Origin of the sequence: Pleurocapsa sp. PCC 7319, assembly GCF_000332195.1 — a bacterium.
Lineage (GTDB): Bacteria > Cyanobacteriota > Cyanobacteriia > Cyanobacteriales > Xenococcaceae > Waterburya.
This window is the reverse complement of sequence record NZ_KB235922.1, coordinates 5,954,993-5,975,579: the sequence shown is the minus strand read 5'-3', so window position 1 is coordinate 5,975,579 and position 20,587 is coordinate 5,954,993. Positions and strand designations below refer to the sequence as shown.

Here is a 20,587-nt window from a genome sequence, read left to right as displayed (position 1 = left end):
GGTTCTCGTAGTCTTAGTTTCTAGAATACCGATTCATTAAATAAACTTGTCCTAATACAACTTTGTACGGCTATAGTTGTCAACGCCTTAAGACTGAAAATACTTTATTCATTGAACGGCATTTAAGGCGGCAAAAAAAGGTAGATAAAGTAACTATAACTGTTATCATTCATATGATATAAGCATCAAAACAAACGGCAAAATGCCTGAGTCAATTTCTTTATTAGAGCCACTAATGCCACCGGCTGGCAACAAAAAATTAGAAAATTTGGCATCGGAACTAATTGCCGCTGCCGCCAGATTAAATCAAAGTGTACATCCGATCTTGAGACAAGAACTAGGTAAACTAGTGCGCTCAATAAATTGTTATTACAGCAATCTCATCGAGGGACATCGAACGCTATTTTCCTTCATTGTTCTAATTACAGTTATTTGTATTGAACGGATTAATCTTAGTTTCCAGTTCAGCCCCATATGTCTTCAATTCACTTATTAAAGTTTAGTCAATTATGGCAATTTATCCCCTTGCTTTTAACTGGCTTCGGATTTTTCCTCAGTCTCTGGATTATAGTTCCTGCTCCTACTTTTTCTTTGTTGGTTTTTGGTGTCGGTGTACCAGAACTTAGTCCTTGGGTGACAGGGCTAAATGCGATCGCCTTAATGTTAATTCTGGTTAGGTTTCAGCTCAACTATTTCAATGCTTTAACTTTAGTAATAACTCTGATTGCTCTTGCCCTGAGTCTTTTGCCTTTAATTCAGTTCTCCGCAGCTAATACTCGTTTTCAGTCAGAAATCGAAAATGTGTTAGGCAAAGACTATCTTCAGCAAATTCCTCCAACTTTAAGGGCCAAAATGCGTCCCCAACCTTTAGTTTTAGCTGATGTCTTTCGTGGTGTTACTCTTCAAGAAGTAAGGATTGAGCGTGATCTTCAATTTGCTAATCCCGATGGTCAAGAATTAAAACTTAATGTTTATCGACCTTTAAGCTCAGGCAAATATCCTGGTCTAATTGTTATTTACGGAGGAGCTTGGAGACAGGGAAATCCCAGTGATTACGAATATTTTAGTCGTTATATTGCCGCTCAAGGCTATTCTGTGATTGCGATCGATTATCGTCATGCTCCCCAATACCAGTTTCCCTCACAGCTAGAAGATGTGCAGACTGCTCTAAACTTTATTAGCGATCGCGCTGATGAACTGGAAATAGATCTACAACGGGTTGCCATAATCGGGCGATCGGCAGGAGCACAATTAGCTAGCATAGTCGCTTATCAAAACCAGTCTCAGATTAAGTTTCAAGCGATTATCAACTACTATGGTCCAGTAAATTTAGTATATGGATATCGTAATCCACCTTCTCCTGATCCGATTGATACTCGTCAGGTTCTGGAAGATTTTTTAGGTGGTACACCAGAAACCAAACTAAAGCTCTATCAACAGGCTTCGCCGATTAAATACCTCAAGCCTAATCTACTTCCATCTCTATTGATTTATGCTCAGAGAGATCATTTAGTGGAGGCAAAATATGGCAAGCTTCTCTATGAGAGGTTACAAATTACGAATAATTGTGCAGCATTGTTGACAATTCCATGGGCAGAACACGCTTTTGATGTTGTTTTTTCTGGTGTAAGTAATCAGCTTGCTCTATATTACACGGAGAGATTTTTAGCTTGGAGTTTATACAGAAATCAATTAGCCAACAATTGAATAAGCGTTTCTCAACACAAACAAAGATTTAAGATTTATTTTGCAAATTGATTCTGCGAACTAACCAATAACTGGCAGCCAAACAAACAATGGCTATTCCTAAAGCCATTAAGTCTAGGTTAGAGTACTTTTGAAAATCAAAAATAATTATTTTGCGAGCTACAGCAATTAGGGACGTAACGATCACTAATTCCAGTTGAACAATATGCTTTTTCAAATAGGCAGTGATATTTTCTAATAATTCCAAAGCGATTAAAATATTTAAAAATGAACCAAATAATTCGATTAGACTCTTTCTATAAAACCCTAGAGGCTCGCTAATTATATCCTTAATCAAAAGAACCACTAAATCTGCCACAGCAATTAAGATAATTATCGATAACGTCAAAGATAATGTTTTGGCAACAAAATTTTCGATCCAGTGAATTAATTTAAGATAGCTTCTATCCTTAGTAACTTCCTTAATCAACCCAAATAAGCCTCGTTTGGAGTCTGTCATTATGTGAGATATACCCAATCAGTTTAATTAAATACGCCTTATGTAAACTAGCTCGTTCATGGCGATTTTTTAAACTATTGGCTAATAGCTACCAGTGAAGCGACTTTAATTCACACCAGACGTAAAATAAATATAGAATAATTTAAGCTATTTAATTCTCAATTTTCACAACTAACTTTAGGGGTTATGAGGGGCAAGGTAACTTTAACTGTTGTTCCTAAATTTAGTTGACTAAATAAATCAATTTGACCGTCATGAAGATCAACACACTTTTTGACCACGACTAATCCTAGTCCCGTCCCAGGGATGCGACGGACATTTTGACCACGATGAAAAGGTTCAAATAACTGTTTTAGATCGTCTGGAGCAATACCAATCCCATTATCTGTAATTTGAATTTGAACTCGATCTGTAAAGAATTTGAGTAAGACTTTAACTTCTCCACCTTGGGGCGAATACTTGATGGCATTAGATAATAAATTCGCCATAATTGAGCGCATTAATTTTTCATCTAGACATATTCTGACTCCCTGCTGAGGACAGTCAAAAGTAATTTGATGTTCGCTCCCGGCACTAAGCTGTATTTCTTCAACACAATGACGAATTAGCTTTTCCAAGCGCAGCATTTTGGGATTAAATTCTAGTTTACCTGTCTCTGCTCGATTAATTGTTAAGATATCGTCTAACAACTGCACCATATTTTTAACTGAGTTTTGAATCCTTAGCAGATTACGCGATCGCTTATTAGCATCTTGCCAGACACTAGGAGAATTTTCCATGAGCTGAGCTGCTGCTAGCACGGTACTTAAAGGAGTACGGAACTCATGGGATGCCATGGAAAAAAAACGAGTTTTAATCGAGCTTAATTCTCTTTCTCTTTCCAACGCTAGACTCATCTCTGATAGACGTTTTCGTTCGGTGATATCTCTAGAATTAACCAAAATCCTAGGTTCTGGGGCATCATCAATAAATTTCTGACTAACTGCTTCTAAAACTCGCCATGAGTCATTATGATGTCGATAACGGAATTCAATTGGTAGGACTGTGGTGGAATTTTGCCAGACATCAACTACCCCATGAGAGGCTTTACCTAAATCATCACGATGAATATAATCAAAAAAGTTTTGACCAATTAATTCTTCAGGAGCATAGCCGATGACCGTGGTAACGGAAGGACTTGCGTAGTAAATATATCCTTCAGTATCAATAATCGTAATAATATCCAGGGCATTTTCCACCACTCGGCGAAAGCGTTCATCACTTCTTCTTAGTGCTTGTTCAGTGCGTTTGCGTTCTGTAATGTCCCGCTGGACTGAAATCCAGTGAGTATAAAGACCTTGTTTGTTAGCAACGGCAACAATACTAAATTCGACCCAAAATTCTGAACCATCTTTGCGATAATTGATCGTCTCTACTGTTATAGGTTGCCACTTAGCCAGAGCCTTTCTAACTTTAGCTAAGGCTTGACGGTTTGTCTTTGGTCCCTGGAGGATGCGAGGAGTTTTGCCTAAAACTTCTTCTAGGGTATAACCTGTAGTCCGAGTAAAAGCCTCATTAACATAAATAATTCTCGGTCCTGGTTCATCAATGGGTTCGGCTTCTGTAATTAAAACGGCATCGTTAGTATTGACAACCACCGATTGTAATAAACGTACTTGTTCAGCTTGCTGCTTTTGTTCGCTGATATCCGCTACGACTGCTACGATACCACTAACTCGATCTTCAGTATCCTTTAATGGTGCAGCAGAGAAGACAATGTCAATTTCCACACCATCTTTTTTTGGCCGTCTGATTTCTAAACTGGGTGGGGTAACTCCTTGGAGAATTTTTTGCCGAAGTTCATGATATTGATGAACTTCGGTGGTGTTAATTACAGGGTTGGGTTGACCAGATATCTCCGCTTCTTGCCAGCCAAACATTCTTTCCGCAGCAGGATTCCAGATTTTTATTCGTTCTTCTAAATCTAGAGTAAAAATGGCACGGGGGGAAGCGGCAATTAAAGATTGAAGAGTTTGATTAGTGCGCCTTAAAGCTTGTTCGGTGCGTTGACGCTCGACTATTTCATCTTTTAATGCCTGATTAGTTCTAGCTAATTCCTGGGTACGGCATTGAACCCTATTTTCTAAATCTGTATTGAGTTGCTGTAATTGGGTATAAAGTTCTGATTGTTGAATTGCGATCGCAACTTGAGTGGCTAACTGCTGCATTAATTGCACTTCTAAAGGTTGCCATTGTCTGGTCTGACTGCATTGATGGGCAATTAAAAGTCCCCAAAGATAAGGAGCGGTAGTTTGTTTCTCTTCTGACAGAGAAATATCTCGGGTTTCTTGAATGATGGGAACAACTAACTTTGCCTGAACCCCAAATTGTTTAACAAAATCTGCTAAACACTCCTCAACATCATCTTGTTCGATATTGGTGATGGTACGACTTTTGCCTTGAATGTATGCTTGATGGTATTCGGTAGGAAATACTTCTTCGGGAAATGTTTGTCCCAAAATAGCGGGGTAGGGAGATAATACCGTTTCTGTAATCGTACTACCTGTCCCATCTTCCCTAATACGATAAATCAAAACGCGATCGCAATCGAGAAATTTTCTGACTTCTTTTACGGTTGTGCTTAATACTTCATCCAGATTTAGGGATTGTCGGATTTGTTGGGTAATTTGATTAATTACTCTTTCTCGTTCACTTTGTTTCCAGAGAAAAATCTCTGCCTGACGACGACGAATAATTTCTCGGCAAATAAGATAATAAAAACCAAATAAAATTATCAAACCTGAGCCAAAACTAAACAGTGGAGGCAAGAATTGCAAGCTATTAAAAATAAGATTAACTTGGCGATCAAACATAGAAGCTATTAGCTATTAGCTATTAGCTATTAGCTACGAATAATATTACTTGCAGTGTCACACATTAAATCAGCAACGTCTTAAAAAAAACAGGACTGTTTCGTCACGCACAGTCCTGGGGAGGAATCAAGTTGAGTAATCTTCAATTAAAAGTTGTCAAAAGTTGCTTAGCTAAATGCTAATTAAGCCCCAAGCGGCTAATGCAACTGCTAAGGTTAACAAAGTTAAAAAACCTGCTCCAGCAAAGGCTAAAATCTTGGCAACCAACAAAACTCGCTCTGGTGGATAGTAAGGTTGACTACCCCAACCATAATCTCCCTCTTTATGGGCAAAATAGCCAATTGCTTCTAGTTTGGAGCGGTAATCTGCTCCGTAACGGGGCATTCGGGCAAAAGGAGATTCGCCCACTGTGCGTTGAGGTAGGATACGTCTTCTTTGATAAGGAACAATATCATCACCAAAGTTATTAATATATTCCTCACTATCTAATAGATCGTCAATAAATCCTGCTAACCCTTTTGTTGCCAACACAATTGACCAAGCCAGTTTTTCGCGATCGCTATATACGTTGCGTCCTAACACTCTTTGAACGCACATTTCGACAAAACGATAATTACTATTGGGCTCATAATTACGTTTTCTAAAAGTGTCTGAAAGCAATAAACCTCGAATAAATTCTCTGACGGTGATTTGACCAGCCTTTAGTTGAGATTCTAAACCTTTCTCGCGATTACTAGCTAAAATCTGCTGCTCATTAAAAATCTGTCGATATGCTGCCCAGATTAGATCTTGAATCTCGGAATCAGAAAGAAGGTTTTCGGCATTATAAATCCAAGACTGCTCATCACCAGGAATTTCGTAATTTAGAACTCGCTGGTTTTGACTCGAAGGGGAATATTCTAGTAAAGGAATTGCCATATTATTACTTTTTTTAAATCTCTGATTTTAGCAAGGGATCTTAAACCTAAAAAGCGCGACTAAGCGTGGCGAGGGAAATCTCAACCTCATTTAAGCTATTGTCGCGGGAAGCTGCTAGCTAAAAGCTTTTAGATACTGATATCAGAATTAATAGCTGCACCCTATTAAGCCTTATTACCTAGAACACTAACAAACTAGAAGTAAGTAAACTACTGAGGAAAGGGTAAAGAAATCGGAAAGTTTTTGAGTTTATCAGTTATTAGTTACTAGTTATTAGTTATTAGTCTTCCGCGCTCTGTTCGTAGGATGAGAGTCGAAAGGAAATTATCTTTTGAATCTTGGATTTAGTTGATTATCTGAATCTAGCCAAATAACTCAAATTAATAGCTAATAATCCCAAGATCAAGTTTTGTACGATCAAGAATTTTTTTGTCACAACTCCAAAACATAACTACTTTTCTTGTAAGTTAGAACTGGTTGCTTGAAGATATCTTTGTTTTACATAACAAAGTCTGGTTTAATTTGGTGATGGCAATATTCTAGAATGCGAATTCTTTTAGTTGAGGACGATTTTAATTTAGCAGAGACTCTGGCAGAAGCAATTACTGACCAAAGATACGTTGTTGATGTCGCTAACGATGGCGAGTCCGCACTGGATTATATTAAAGCTCTAGATTACGATCTAATACTCCTCGATGTCATGCTACCTGATCTTAACGGGATCGATCTCTGCCACAAATTGCGATCGCAGGGTCATCAGATGCCTATACTGATGATTACTGCTCTAGATACGGTTAGCGATAAAATCACGGGACTAGATGCCGGAGCAGATGACTATATTATTAAACCAGTCGATCTAGGAGAATTGTTGGCTCGGATTCGCGCCTTATTACGCCGAGGCAGTACTTCCGCACCACCAATATTAGAATGGGGAGAACTACAGTTTAACCCCAGCACCTATGAAGTAAGCTATTCTGAACAACCACTACGTTTAACTCCCAAAGAATATAGTATTTTGGAGCTATTAATCAGAAATGGCAGACGAGTCCTTAGCCGCTCAGTGATGATCGACAGTATATGGTCCCTCGAAGATCCCCCCGATGAAGACACGGTAAAAGTGCATATCAGAAGCTTACGTCAAAAATTAAAAGCGGCTGGTGCTTCAGGAGATTTTATTGAAACTGTTCACGGCTTGGGATATCGACTAAACAAGATTGAAAATTAAATAAAGTGAGTTAGGAGTTAGGAGTTAGGAGTTATAATTTTTTCAATGAGATGATTGAGAATATAGGTATCCTTATTTTTTGGTGATAGACGAACTTAGAGATTCTGCTGAACCCGTGAAAAATAACTGAGCAAAGTATTTCCTGCCTCGTCTAGACTATTGCCAAAAGTGAGAATTCCCTCTTCATGTCCACTCATAACAATAATTTTTTGCTGTTGAGTTTCTTGTTGTTGACATAATCGAATAATTTCTGCTGCCATTTCAGGTGTACCATAAGCGCAATCTGGGTTTGTAGTTGGAACACGCTCTAATAATTTGTGCCATAGATTGGCATGATGAACATGAACTACCGCATTTACTTGAGGTTCGGCAACATAAATCGCAGCATGGGTTAAAGTCTCGGAAGACGCCCTAATTAATCCTTCGCAAGTAACGTAATTTTTTTGCCAGTCAAAATCAGTAACTTTGGTATAGTGCTGTACTGTAAGCTCAGGAATTCCCCCTGTTTGTGTTCCAGATATTATGAATTGCTGAGACTGAGGAATACGAATACTAATGTTGCCAAAGCCAATCCCATTGTCGTACTCGCCAATTAATCCCAATTGATATAACTTAGTGCGCCAATGGTTTAACTCAACGATGTCTCCATCAGTGATTGCAGGTTGCTGATGCCAATGACATTGATATTTAATGTAGCCTTCGTCAATCATAAGGCGTAGTGAAAATTACAGATATTACAATTTATTTAGTGGAAAATCTGGTAAATATTACGGCTTTTACCACTGTATATGGGTAACAAAAAAAGATACATTAAATACTGAAGATAAAGAAATATTAACAAGAAGAGGAGTTTTCTTAAAGATGTTTGAATATTTCAACGAAAAAGCAATTAAGAATGTTGTCCTTGCTCAAGAGGAGGCTAGAAACACGGGACATAATCTTGTGGGGACGGAACACATTTTACTGGGGGTGATTGGGGAGGGAACATCCACAGCGGCAGAATTATTAGCAAATCTAGGTATCGAGCTAGACAAAACTAGAGAGCTAGCGATTGAAATTATCGGTAAAGGTTCTGGATTTATCCCCGCTAATATTCCCTTTACACCTAAAGCCAAAAGAATTTTAGAGCAAGCTTTTAATGAAGCACGTCAGCTAAAAAGTAATTTTATCAGTCCAGAACATATTTTATTAGCAATTGTTAAGCAAACAGATAATATGGCAGCTAAGCTGTTGACTAATCAAAATGTCGACCTTAGACAGCTACGGACAGATTTAATTAAAAAATTAGGCGAAGCTGAGGTAGTTACTGCTGCTGCTAGTAAAGATAGTCCTTTTGGTTTTGGTGGTGGTAGAGAAAAATCAGCTAAGTTAAAGGAGTTCAGTATTAATCTGACCGAACTAGCTAGAGAAGGTAAACTCGACCCTGTAGTCGGTAGATCTCCAGAAATTGAAAGAGTTGTTCAAATCTTAGGCAGACGAACGAAAAATAATCCTATTTTGGTTGGAGAGCCAGGTGTTGGTAAAACCGCGATCGCCGAAGGGTTAGCCCAGCGCATTGTTAATGGCGATGTTTCGTTTCTGTTAACCGATAAAGAAGTGATTAGTCTTGACATGGGTTCGCTTTTGGCAGGAACTAAATTTAGAGGGGAATTTGAAGAACGTCTCAAAGCAATTGTGGAGGAAGTTCGTGCAGCGGGCAACATTATTCTCGTGATCGATGAAATCCACAATATCGTTGGCGCAGGGGCAATGGGTGGCGCAATGGATGCTGCTAATATGCTCAAACCTGCCCTAGCTAGAGGTGAAATTCAATGTCTTGGTAGCACTACCTTAGATGAGTATCGTCAACACATTGAGCGTGATGCTGCTTTGGAACGTCGTTTTCAACGGGTAATGGTCGGTGAACCTTCTGTTGAAGATGCGATCGCCATACTTCAAGGTCTGCGTAAAACCTATGAAGATTTTCATAAAGTCAAATATACTGATGCAGCGATTGAAACGGCAGTAACTTTCTCTGAAAGATACATTACCGATCGCTTTTTACCTGACAAGGCAATCGATTTAATTGATGAGGCTGGTTCTCGAACTCATCTCAACCATTGCTTACAACAAGGCAAAGAAGAAACTCAAACTGATGTGCCCACAATTAATCCTCAGGCTTTAACTCCAGTAGTCGATGAAGAAGCGATCGCCAAGATTGTTGCGGCTTGGACAGGTGTTCCCGTTACCAAAATGACGGAAACTGAATCAGAAGCTTTGCTTTATCTGGAAGATAATCTCCATGAACGGGTCATCGGTCAAGACGAAGCAGTTAAGGCTGTCTCGCGGGCACTACGTCGCTCTCGTTCTGGATTAGGCGATCGCAATCGCCCTATTGCTAGCTTGTTTTTCTCTGGTCCTACTGGAGTAGGTAAAACCGAACTAGCTAAAGCCTTAGCAACGCAAATGTTTGGTTCAGAAGAAGCAATTGTGCGAGTGGATATGTCTGAATACATGGAATCTCACACCGTTTCCAAGTTAATTGGTTCTCCTCCAGGGTTTGTCGGTTATGACGAGGGTGGACAGCTAACTGAAGCAGTACGTCGTCAGCCTTACACGATAGTTTTGTTTGATGAAATTGAAAAAGCTCATCCCGATGTCTTTAATCTGATGCTCCAGTTGCTTGACGATGGTCGTCTTACTGATGCTCACGGTCGCACAGTTAGCTTTAAAAATACTGTGATTATTATGACCTCCAATATTGGCTCGAAAGTTATCGAGAAAGGTGGCAGTGGCTTAGGCTTTGATTTCTCTGGCGATCAAGATGAAGCACAATACAATCGCATCAAAGATTTGGTTAACCAGGAACTGAAAAACTATTTTCGTCCTGAATTTATTAACCGTTTAGATGAGATTATAGTCTTCCGTCAATTAACTAAACCCGAAGTAAGACAAATTGCCAATATCTTGCTCCAAGAAGTGTCTAGTAGACTAAAACATCAACGTGATATTAATCTTGGGGTTTCAACTTCCTTTGAAGATAAAGTAATTGAAGCTGGCTTCGATCCTAGTTATGGTGCTAGACCACTACGTCGGGCAATTATGCGTCTACTAGAAGATAGTCTTGCTGAAGCAATTCTTTCAGGTCGAGTCAATGATGGTGATAATGCTCTCGTTGATATCGATGAAAATGGTAACACTACTGTCTCAGCAGTAAAGGAACAAGTTTTAGTAGAGGCAACTCGTTAATTAAAGTTCGTTAATTAAAGTTAGCTAAATAAATAAAAAAGGTGGGCAAAAGCTCACCTTTTTTAATTTCAATAGAAGACTATGGAGCTCCTCGGCGATCGCGAATGCCTACTATGAGCTAAAAATGGCAAATTCTTCATGCCTAGTTTACAAAATATATATATTTAGCACACATTTGTTAGAGAATAAATTATACAATTTCACTAGTACTTGCTCACATTAAGTCAAGCTATTTCAATTTCACATAAAACAAGAGTTGGAATTAATAGAAGTAGGTAAGTAGTATCAGAAAAAGTAGGGTAGATTTAAGCAAATATAGTACTTATGAACCTGGAAATTATCAATGAAATTGCTGCTCTATAAGATAACAACTAGAAGGCACTGTACTATTAAGGATAGTTGTTTCAAACTGCTGTGCAGATAGATTTGATATAGCTGTAGTCCAGGAGCAATTATGGTACTAAGGAGAAGATCTTCAGAGACAGATTTTATAACTACGATTGATACGGTAGCAACTAGCGATCGCTTTGAACTGAGTTCACAAGAATTTAGTGACAAAATCGCAACCGAGCAATTTTCTTTTATAGAAAATTGCAACTATCTCTTAGCAGCAGAAATAATTAATTTTTGGTTAATAAATCACCAGCACAATCTTGATTTCAAAAATACTTTAAAAATTTTAGGAATTACAATTCAACTTAACAATAATCTGGATGATTTTTCTATTGTTAATAAATTGGAATTCGATTGTATCAATACATTAATACAAAGCAATACTGAGAAATTAGATTTATTTGAGATATTAGAAACAAGATTCAAATATTTATTTAAAAATTTACCAGTTTCTCTTGATTCTCTTAAATATCTAGAAGAGAATACTATTCAATGGTATAAAGGTAATAAATTATTAGATAGACAAAATACTTGTACCTTTATTTTAAAGAGAAATTCAATCATATTAAGAGACGAATTAAAGAAAAGATATCAAAGTTTAATTGGTTCTTTTTGGCATCATACATCTCTGACATCAATTTTAGAGCATTTGAAAATGCTTGAACTTTTTTTATTTAAATCTATTGGACAATTTTCAGAGAAAAGAAAAGAATGTATTCTCAAAGAGAGAGGCTGTTTGAAAGTTTACAATAAGTGCGTATTAGCAATGAATTCCGGAGAAAATCTAGACTGGAACTACAACATATCTATAAAGGCGTTGTCGAACTTATATACTTTTAAACTTAAAGCAGAAATATATTGTCGAGCTGGTCAAGCCTTGAAAGATATTATGAGACTAAATCAACTTTGTATTTATGATTTGAATAATACTTGTTCCTTTTTAACTCAAATTAGAGATGACTTTTGCACTGTAAGTAATAGAGATATTCATTCTCTTTCGCCACTTCTCTTAGAGCAAATGTTGAATCGAATAAATATAGCTAAATTACGTCATGAAATGGAACAAGAACTTGGTCATTCGCTACATAAATGGGGAGCTTCTGGTAGTATTACAACTAATAAAATTGAAAATACTTTTCTAAGGAAATTAGAGCCTTTTACTCAAAAATTTTGCTCTCAAATATTTATTCAGCTTGCTCAGGAATTTGGAAGAAATGACTTAAAAGGCACATTGCTTTAATTATCAAAGGATCCTAAAGGCTGATTAAATACAATCAATACCTTAATAGTTACTGAAGTTAATTACCTGTCATTTTACCTTAAAAAGCTTTAAGCTCTAAGCCTTAAGCTTTAAGCTCTAAAGTTTACGCTTGGTAAACGGCTAACAGCTTATAGCTATCGGGTTTAATGCCCCCAGCAAACGAAGTTTGGTGGTCTACAATTAGGAAGAGGTTAAAGCCTCTTATAATTGGCTTACAGCTTACAGCTTACAGCTTATAGCTGCGGCTCTGCCGCTTTACTGATTAATGGATTTTTTAGGCGTTATAAAATTTTTTGTTGATTTAAAATGAAACAATATAAAATTTGTCATAATTGCGAATTTTCCTATAATGAATTACGAGCCAAAAATTGTGAATTATGTGGAAAAAGCCTCGATCAAAGTAAATTCAAGGTCAAAGCTAGCCGCCCTAAGAAAAAGATTAGTAACGTTAGTAAAAATAATAAAATTAAGATAAATTTGATTGCTGCTGCTATTTTAATGATGGGGTTAGGGGCAGTTCTATACAGTTTTACGAGATCTGTTGCTCAAACAAGCGAGACCAAAGAACTTCCTACTGGTCTTCTTCCTTACTGGGGACCTCCTTGTAGTGTAAGGTTGATGTCTCATAAAATTGCTACTGAAATTAAACATGACCATCCTGATTTTAGGCTGAGGTTAACAGATAATGATGAAAATAAAGATCCCATAGAGGAACTGCTTGACGATCAGTTATTTTTGGTTCTTTCTGAAAAACCGTTTCTAGATCAACATAATGAAATGGCGCAAAAGAAAGGATTTAAATTAACAGGAACTCCTTATGCCATTGACGGGATTGCCTATATAACGAATAAGAAAACAAACGTTGAATCTCTGAACATTAAGCAATTAAAAGCCATCTATGAAGGAAAAATATCTAATTGGCAACAAGTTGGAGGAGAAAATAAAACAATCACCCCTATACTACTTTCGGGTCTAGGAAGAAATACTTTGTTTCTATCTCTACAAGAATTAAGTAAAAATACAATGTATGTCCAGGATCGACAAGAGGCTATGTCCATTCTCAAGAAAGAGTCAGGTGCTCTTTTCTATACTTCAGCAACTCTGGCAGCGATCGAAAAGGACGTAAATATCATTTCTCTGAAGAATCAAGAAAATCAAATTGTGTCTCCAGTTATCGATGGCATCCCAAATCAGGAGGCTTTTAGCAATGGACAGTATCCCCAGACCAGAATGATGTATGCGATACAGAAAGAAGGGATAAATGGTCCAGTTCAAAACATGGTTAATTCGTTCGTCGCCTATCTGACTTCACCAGACCTCGGACAGCCAATCATCGAAAAGTCTGGCTTTGTACCTCTCTATCACTAATTGATGTTACTTACTTACTACTGCTGCGTCAACTAATTAATGATGGATATATTTTTAAAGTTAAAAACTATCCTTTAACCTTTTCCCTTTTCCCGTCAATTTTTAATTGACAGAATACTACTGCCTCTTGGCAAAAGTAATAATGGCATTATTGATTGTTGGTCAATGTTATAATCGTGCCGAACTTTGGTCAAAAACTTATGTTTGCTGCTACTGACTCCTCAAAAATTAGCACTATTACCACTAACAATTTATTGGTAGTTTTTGCTGAGTTTCTCGATCTAGATGTAAGCGCTGGAGATGCAGCGATGGATACCCTCAAAACCTATACACGGCAATTACAGCAATTTCTGGCTTGGTGCGATCGCCGTCAGTTAAATCCAGTAGCAATAGTTAAAAATGATATCAAAAAGTACCGTCGCTGGATGATCGAGCAAAAAGGATACAAGCCAGCCACTATTGCCCTCAAATTAGCCGTTGTTCGCCGCTTCTATCAAGCTGCGGTAGAAAAAGGTTTGATTCCCATTAATCCAGCTGCGGGAGTTAAACCACCCCGAGAAAAACAAGACCCCGCAGAAAAAATAACCTATTTAGAACAGGTAGAGGTGGAAACCTTGTTGGCTACTATCCCCAATGATGGCAAGCTAAAATCTGCTAGGGACAAAGCCATGTTGGCAATTATGGCACTAGAAGGAACACGCACTATTGAATTACACCGTGCAAATATCTCTAGTCTAGTCAGACAAGGTAGAAATATTGGTGTTCGAGTTGAAGGTAAAAGAAGTATTCGAGTTGTTCCTCTCACCCCCGATATTGCTAATCTTTTGGTTAATTATTTGCATTTAAGGGAAACTAGAGGAGAAGTATTAAAGCCAGCGAGACCATTATTTATTGCCACAGGCAATAATTCTCGGGGCAAAAGAATTTCCCGTCGTGGTATTCGTTCAGTTGTCGATCAATATCTTAAGCAAGCATCCCTCAAGCATACTCCTGGTAGAACTATTTCTGCTCATAGTCTTAGACATACGGCTGGTACCTTAGCTCTACGTTCTGGTTCGGAATTGCGTCAAGTACAGGATTTATTGGGACATAGCGATCCTCGTACTACCTCCATCTATGCTCACGTAGCCGATCGCTGGGAAAATAATCCGGCACTCAAACTCAATATCGATATTCCTGTTGCGTCAATGCCTGACATTTAACATTTAATTTATCAAGTAACTTAGTCTAATTTAAATAAGATATTGGCGCGATTAATACCGTCTTCCTTGCTTGAATTCTTGATAGCGATCGCCTTTAAATGAGGAAATAAAGACTGTATTGCCAGTTTTAGGACTTTGTACAGGGGAATCTGTTCTGCCAATAAAGATACTCCATCTTTGATATCTATATAAGCAGAGTTATGACGATCAAAGGGGAGGGAATTAAAAATTTGCTGTAATTCAGGTTTATTGAGAAAAGATTGATATGTTTGAGAGTTAGTTTTGGGTTCATCAATTCCAATTAGAGCAGTTTCAGCTGCTAGTCCAGATCGGTAAATCGATAAAGATGCACTTAAAATCTGTTCTGTCTTGAGCTTGGGCAATACTGGTGATTTATCCAACCAAGCTGATGTTCTCAAAATATTGAGATAAGCTATTCCTACATGAGGTGGTTTGAGATTGTTTAAAGCTGTTTGAAAGTCGTCTGAATGTTCTAAATTTAGATTAACAGCTTGGGCTTGATTAATTGCTTCTTTAATAATTGAAGACTGATTGGCAAATAAGACAAAATTGCCGACGACTGCACTGGCCCATAGAGGTGGGTTAGCATCGGTATTTTCTGAAGCAAGAGAAATGATCTTTGCTCCCCTATATTGTTCGGTAATGGTATTATCCTGCTCGGCAAATGAATTTTCCAAGGATTTATGAGCTAATCGCTGATTTTTAGTTTCAGTTGCCAATAGATATCCTGGTTGCGCTCCATTTTGTGGATTGCGATCGTAATCTAGACTGGTAATCGCAAAGGTGATTTCGTCTCCCAACCAAGGCTTAAGATCATGTCGATAATCAAGTCCTATTTTGCTTAGTAAATTTGTTTCCCATTGCTGCCATTCTTGGCGATCGCTTTGACGACGCTTGAGAGGCAAAGATACTTGCCTTAGGGCATACAGCTTCTCCGGATTAGTTAGCAAAGAAATCATCGCGGGAGCTTGTTTAGGAATAAATGCTGCTCCTTGGGGAAAACCGTTAACCCCACCCCGAAAAAGATTGATCGAGCTTTGAGTTGCAATCCAGCCTAAACTAGTAACAGCCACGAGAAATATAACTACCGCTCCAATTGCTATGGTCCAGAAAAAAGAACGAAATTTCATCAAATAAGTGCCAAGTAATATGAATTATGGTCGTGGGTAATATTATAGATATTGTTAGATTATTGACATACTCCTCTAGCTGAAGCTAGAAGATTCTGGGATACTGGCGCAAATTGCAGTTCAAGACTGTCTAACATTTGCTCTCCCACTAGACAATGCCCTCTCTAGTTGGATAAATCCAAACTACCAGAACTGGTTTTTTTCCTTTAGGCTTTGTAGAATTTAAATCTTGGATTTTACCCCTAGCGATTTATTTGCCCAGTTAAACTATTTAGCTACGCTTCCAAGTGTTGCTCGAAGTTTTACCCAAAAGACTCGCTTTTAGAACCCCATACTTCAACTTTATTAGGTTGCTTATGAATATAATACAGCGGCTATAACCATTGTTATATAAAGATTGTGTTTTGAAAGTGTATCTAGAAGTCGTCCTTCTAGAACGAGGCTTTAGACCCAAGATTTTCGGTTAAAAAAAAACAATTTATTGAGATAAATCTGAGAGAAAATTAATTTATAGTAAATTTTTTCAACAATAATCCTGTACCAAAAATGTTTGAATATTCTGCAATTCCTGAAATCGATGTTAACCAGTTAGCTGTTAGATTGGCCGAATCGTCTCCATCTCTGCAATTAATTGATGTAAGAGAAAAAAATGAGGTTGCGATCGCCTACATCGAGGGTTTTGAGGTGTTTCCCCTCAGCGAGTTTGAACAATGGTCATCAGAAATATTGCTTAAGCTTGACCCAGAGACAGAAACCATAGTTATATGTCATCATGGTATGCGTTCGGCTCAACTCTGCCAGTGGCTTAAAATAAGAGGCTTTAGTAATGTCCAGAATGTGATCGGAGGTATAGATGCTTATTCACGATTAGTCGATTCCAGCATCCAACGATACTAGTTTAGTTACTAATTTACTTTTAAAAGCCATACTTTAGAAGCTATACTTTACCCAAAAATTGCCATTCGCAATCGCGATTTACATAATTATATTAATGACATATATTAATGGCACATCAACCTCATCTGAGTGCAAGACATCAAAATATCCTCAAAGCCACTATAGAACACTATATAGCTACAGCTGAACCAGTTGGTTCTAAGACTTTAGCTGAAGAATACAATTTTAATGTCAGTTCGGCTACTATTCGTAACGCGATGGGACGTTTAGAAGAGGCTGGATTACTCTATCAACCACATGTATCGGCGGGAAGAATTCCCTCCGATTCAGGCTATCGCACCTACGTTGACCATCTAATAATTCCTGATCGCAAGATTAACAAGAAGATACAACAATCTCTCCAACAAGAATTACAGCTAGCCAGAGCTAGTTTTGCCGCTTTATTACAGCGAGCAGCGAAAATTCTGGCTGCTTTAAGTGGTTATATCGCTTTAATTACTTTTCCGCAAAATCTCGATAGTACTTTGCGCCATTTGCAGCTAATGCGAGTGACTGCAACTCAGGTCATACTGATTATTGTACTTGAATCCTACCAAACTCAGTCAATTTTGATGGAGTCTCCCATACAAAGTGACGATGTAGATGAGTCTCTTATTGATCGTGAGTTGCAAATTTTATCTAATTTTTTAGATCGGGAACTTAAAGGACGATCTTTAAGAGAAATTTCATCCCTAAACTGGTCAGAAATAGATCGTGAATTTGCTCAGTATACTGATTTTTTAAAAATACTATCAGAACAATTAAAACTTTCTTTCCAGACTAGCAATTCTAGTCCCATAGTTATTCACGGTGTAGCTGAATTTTTGCGTCAGCCAGAATTTTCTCGACTTCAACAGGTACAAACTCTGCTCGCTTTATTGGAGGATCAACCAGATCAACTTCTCCCAGTGAAGTTTACTTTCCCCGAAAAGGACAATTCCCTCAAGGGAGTAAGTATTAAAATTGGGACGGAAAATTCCCTCGAACCAATGCATTCCTGTACCCTAGTATCAGCTAATTATTATCAAGATGATACTCCAGTGGGTACCGTAGGTATTATTGGACCGACCAGAATGCTATATGAAAATGCGATCGCTTTGGTAGAAAATACGGCTAACTATCTTTCTAATCCTTTTCAAGTAATATAAATCTTTAATGCCAATTGCCGATCATGATATAAGCTGACCAGAAGGCTGGTACTTTCCAATCTTTGTCTACTGTTTGCCACAGTTTTAGTTGGGCTTGTCTTAACTTTTCTGCTTTATTTAATTGCTTGTTATTTAATTGCTGATAGAAATTTTCCATCAATACAGTCGTAGAATAATCATTAACCCGCCATAAAGTTGCTAATGTGCTTAAAGAGCCACTTCTAACTGCAACACCGGCCAATCCTAATGCCGCACGGCGATCGCCAGAGGCTGTTTCGCAGGCACTAAGTACCAACAGCTCGATTGGATTAGAAACTATATTGGTTCGACTTTGCAAGAGATTACTAAAATCCTGAATAGTCAATAATTTTTGCCAGAGAAGTAAAAAAGTTTGGTTCGGATTCGAACTAAATTGCCCGTGAGTTGCGATGTGAATAACAGAGGCGGAAGTAGAATTAAGTTTTTGGAGTAAGTTTGTGGCCGTAAATTGAGCATTCAAAAGAACGGAACTACTGTCAAATTTGGTAAAAATATTTAGCTCATTGGCTACACTGCTGAGACGGGAAAACTGCTGATTAGCAACTTTTAGTGGTTCACTTATACCCCCGGCTAAAAATTGTGCTGGCTGAGAATTCACTTGGGGATTTAGTAGCCGTAAACCAGGGGTTAGCGCGATCGCATATTTTTCGACTAAATACTGTTCTCCATCATATAAAACCGACATAGGAATATTTTGTAAAATGCTATCCAACACAAAAACTAGGGTTTTCGGTTGTTGGCTAGCTAAATCTGCTGTAAGAGGTCTAATCAACCAATCATAGATTTGAGCCGACAACTGTTGCACTTCTCTCAGGCGATCGGGCTCAGTAATATATTGACGGAGTTGTTCAACTGTAATTCTTAGTTGCTCTTGAGAGATTGCATAGGAATGATGATGAAATACCTGACCTGAGGGAGTTTTTTGGCTGTTACCCATTGCCATAATGACTTCTAGTCGGTCTGGCAAAATAATTGTGTAGATAATTGCCGCATCATTATCTATTTTCTCAATACTTTTTTCCTCAAACGTTAAACAAGCATCTTGAAAATAATTATCTAATTCAGCTACTTGCAAGGCCTCAATTACGTTGCGAGCTGATTCTAAGTCAAGATCCGAGGGAAATTGGCTATCCAATAGTAAATCGACATATTCTCGATATATTGGTTCAATCTGTTCGCTAAAATCAAACTGAATTTCTCTAGTTAGAGCAACTAGATCACTACGTAAATCATTCAGATTAGCTAGCGCTGCTTGATAACTGGCGATCGCTTCCTTTCTTTTTTCCTGTTGACGGTAAATTCTGCCTAATTTCCATTGCCAACGATAGGCAATCTCTGGAGCATGAATTGTTTGAGCTAAATTAAGAGCTTGTTCAATTAGTTGTTGGGGAGCAACTCCTAGCTCTAGAGTATTTCTTTGTTGTTGTAAGTTACCTAAATACCCCAGAGCATAAGATTCAATGCGATGATTTTTAGTTGCTCGAGCCTGTGCGATCGCATCGAGATAAATATCAGCAATATCCTGCCAAGAGTATTTTAGGGGGATATTTTCCTGCTTGAGTAATTCCAGACTGCGAGCAAATTTTACCTCAGCATAGAGATTTGGTTTGAGGAATTGACGCTCGAAATTTAATTCAATTTTGTTGGCTAGCTTCTGGGCTGTTGTCCATTTTTTAGTATTAATCAGTAAAGATAACTGGTTTAACTGTGCTAAAAGCCGATATCTATTATTAAGATGAGAGGCTGCTGAAAAGTTATTCAGTTTTTGATAGTAATCAATTGCTTTTTCTGAATGATAGGTAAAGCTTTGCTCATTTTCTTGCTCTCTTTCTTTAAGGGCGATCGCTTTATTAATATTGCCTAAGCCTAATAAAATTTTTGCTTCAACTTGGGGAGAAGGATGAGCTAAACTTTGGTTGATAATTTGACTGGCCTCAATAAACACTTGAGCTTGGGATAACTTACCCATCGATAACAAGCTATTACTGATACTAATTAAACCTTCTAGTTGCCAATCATCAGCTTGACTTTCCACCTGATGAACAATTGTCGCGAGTTGAGTTGCAGTTAAATTAGCGCAGTTATAGTCTGGTTGGTTAAACGCCTCTAATACTCTATTACAAGAACGACGATGAAAGCCCATTTTTTCTAGAGCCTGTGCTTGACCTAGTAAAGTTCCCGAAATTCCCAAGCGATCATCTATTTCACGATATAGCTCTTCGGCTTTTTCCCAATTACTCAAAGCTTCATTATTTTGTCCTGTTACAAGCTGAAAATGACCTTTACTATTCCAAATTTGAGCTAGTACTTGAGTTTTATATTTACTTGGTGCTATAGACTTGACCAAAGCAAAACTAGCAATAATATTCTGGCGGGCTAGTTTCCAAGCACCGAGCTGTTGTTGGGCTAGAGCGGTTAAAGATAGCACTTGAGCTTGTTGCAGATTTTGCTCTTGGCTTTGGTAAACTCGATTTGCTTGCTCTAATAGATTAATAGATTGTTTAAAATTTCCTGAATGATAGTATTTTTGAGCTTGTTGCACCAATTGTGATGGTAAAACCTGAGCCGTCAAACTTTGTTTAAATCCCAGGCTAAGACTCAATCCTAGAAATACAATAATCAAAAATCGCCACCATTGTTTCATATTTAAGACGAAAAAT

Annotated in this window: 15 protein-coding genes; 9 read left to right on the top strand and 6 right to left on the bottom strand. The window is 37.9% G+C overall.

The window, feature by feature from the left end:
- Positions 1-202 precede the first annotated feature (202 nt).
- Positions 203-496, top strand: coding sequence for a hypothetical protein (locus PLEUR7319_RS42995; RefSeq protein ID WP_019509157.1), 294 nt, complete (start codon positions 203-205; stop codon positions 494-496).
- Positions 475-1,707, top strand: coding sequence for an alpha/beta hydrolase (locus tag PLEUR7319_RS0131120; RefSeq protein ID WP_019509156.1), 1,233 nt, complete (start codon positions 475-477; stop codon positions 1,705-1,707). Before PLEUR7319_RS42995 ends, PLEUR7319_RS0131120 begins: the two co-directional genes overlap by 22 nt.
- 28 nt (positions 1,708-1,735) lie before the next feature.
- Here the strand turns inward: PLEUR7319_RS0131120 and PLEUR7319_RS0131115 are convergent, their stop codons facing one another.
- The 3 genes from PLEUR7319_RS0131115 to PLEUR7319_RS0131105 all read right to left on the bottom strand — a co-directional run bounded on the left by PLEUR7319_RS0131115 (position 1,736) and on the right by PLEUR7319_RS0131105 (position 5,976).
- A complete protein-coding gene (locus tag PLEUR7319_RS0131115) occupies positions 1,736-2,206 on the bottom strand; it encodes a phosphate-starvation-inducible PsiE family protein (protein WP_019509155.1) in 471 nt (156 codons plus the stop codon).
- Between the two features lie 158 nt (positions 2,207-2,364).
- Positions 2,365-5,058: a PAS domain S-box protein gene (locus tag PLEUR7319_RS0131110; protein ID WP_019509154.1), complete on the bottom strand. Its 2,694-nt coding sequence runs from the start codon at positions 5,056-5,058 to the stop codon at positions 2,365-2,367.
- A gap of 171 nt (positions 5,059-5,229) precedes the next feature.
- Positions 5,230-5,976 (bottom strand): phycobilisome rod-core linker polypeptide, encoded by a 747-nt coding sequence (locus tag PLEUR7319_RS0131105; protein ID WP_019509153.1) that lies wholly within the window; start codon positions 5,974-5,976, stop codon positions 5,230-5,232.
- A 544-nt stretch (positions 5,977-6,520) separates the two neighbouring features.
- Between PLEUR7319_RS0131105 and PLEUR7319_RS0131100 the strand changes: the two genes are divergently transcribed.
- A complete protein-coding gene (locus tag PLEUR7319_RS0131100; protein WP_019509152.1) occupies positions 6,521-7,201 on the top strand; it encodes a response regulator transcription factor in 681 nt (226 codons plus the stop codon).
- Between the two features lie 95 nt (positions 7,202-7,296).
- On the opposite strand, the gene PLEUR7319_RS0131095 is transcribed toward PLEUR7319_RS0131100, so the two are convergent.
- Positions 7,297-7,911, bottom strand: a complete 615-nt coding sequence (locus tag PLEUR7319_RS0131095) for a class II aldolase/adducin family protein (protein WP_019509151.1) — start codon at positions 7,909-7,911, stop codon at positions 7,297-7,299.
- Between the two features lie 151 nt (positions 7,912-8,062).
- Here PLEUR7319_RS0131095 and PLEUR7319_RS0131090 point away from each other — a divergent pair, with 151 nt between their 5' ends.
- The 4 genes from PLEUR7319_RS0131090 to PLEUR7319_RS0131075 all read left to right on the top strand — a co-directional run bounded on the left by PLEUR7319_RS0131090 (position 8,063) and on the right by PLEUR7319_RS0131075 (position 14,653).
- Positions 8,063-10,429: an ATP-dependent Clp protease ATP-binding subunit gene (locus PLEUR7319_RS0131090; protein WP_019509150.1), complete on the top strand. Its 2,367-nt coding sequence runs from the start codon at positions 8,063-8,065 to the stop codon at positions 10,427-10,429.
- Between the two features lie 454 nt (positions 10,430-10,883).
- Positions 10,884-12,062 (top strand): hypothetical protein, encoded by a 1,179-nt coding sequence (locus PLEUR7319_RS0131085; protein ID WP_019509149.1) that lies wholly within the window; start codon positions 10,884-10,886, stop codon positions 12,060-12,062.
- A gap of 327 nt (positions 12,063-12,389) precedes the next feature.
- Entirely contained in the window at positions 12,390-13,451 is a 1,062-nt protein-coding gene (locus tag PLEUR7319_RS38700) for a PstS family phosphate ABC transporter substrate-binding protein (protein WP_019509148.1), read from the top strand.
- A 200-nt stretch (positions 13,452-13,651) separates the two neighbouring features.
- Positions 13,652-14,653, top strand: coding sequence for a tyrosine-type recombinase/integrase (locus PLEUR7319_RS0131075; protein WP_019509147.1), 1,002 nt, complete (start codon positions 13,652-13,654; stop codon positions 14,651-14,653).
- 20 nt (positions 14,654-14,673) lie between these two features.
- Here the strand turns inward: PLEUR7319_RS0131075 and PLEUR7319_RS37300 are convergent, their stop codons facing one another.
- Positions 14,674-15,804 carry a DUF3352 domain-containing protein gene (locus PLEUR7319_RS37300; protein WP_019509146.1) on the bottom strand — a complete coding sequence of 377 codons (1,131 nt, stop codon included), beginning with the start codon at positions 15,802-15,804 and terminating at the stop codon, positions 14,674-14,676.
- 546 nt (positions 15,805-16,350) lie between these two features.
- Between PLEUR7319_RS37300 and PLEUR7319_RS0131065 the strand changes: the two genes are divergently transcribed.
- A complete protein-coding gene (locus PLEUR7319_RS0131065; RefSeq protein ID WP_019509145.1) occupies positions 16,351-16,701 on the top strand; it encodes a rhodanese-like domain-containing protein in 351 nt (116 codons plus the stop codon).
- Between the two features lie 107 nt (positions 16,702-16,808).
- A complete protein-coding gene (gene hrcA / locus PLEUR7319_RS0131060) occupies positions 16,809-17,888 on the top strand; it encodes a heat-inducible transcriptional repressor HrcA (protein ID WP_019509144.1) in 1,080 nt (359 codons plus the stop codon).
- Between the two features lie 4 nt (positions 17,889-17,892).
- On the opposite strand, the gene PLEUR7319_RS0131055 is transcribed toward hrcA, so the two are convergent.
- Positions 17,893-20,571 carry a CHAT domain-containing protein gene (locus PLEUR7319_RS0131055; protein ID WP_019509143.1) on the bottom strand — a complete coding sequence of 893 codons (2,679 nt, stop codon included), beginning with the start codon at positions 20,569-20,571 and terminating at the stop codon, positions 17,893-17,895.
- Positions 20,572-20,587: the final 16 nt, after the last annotated feature.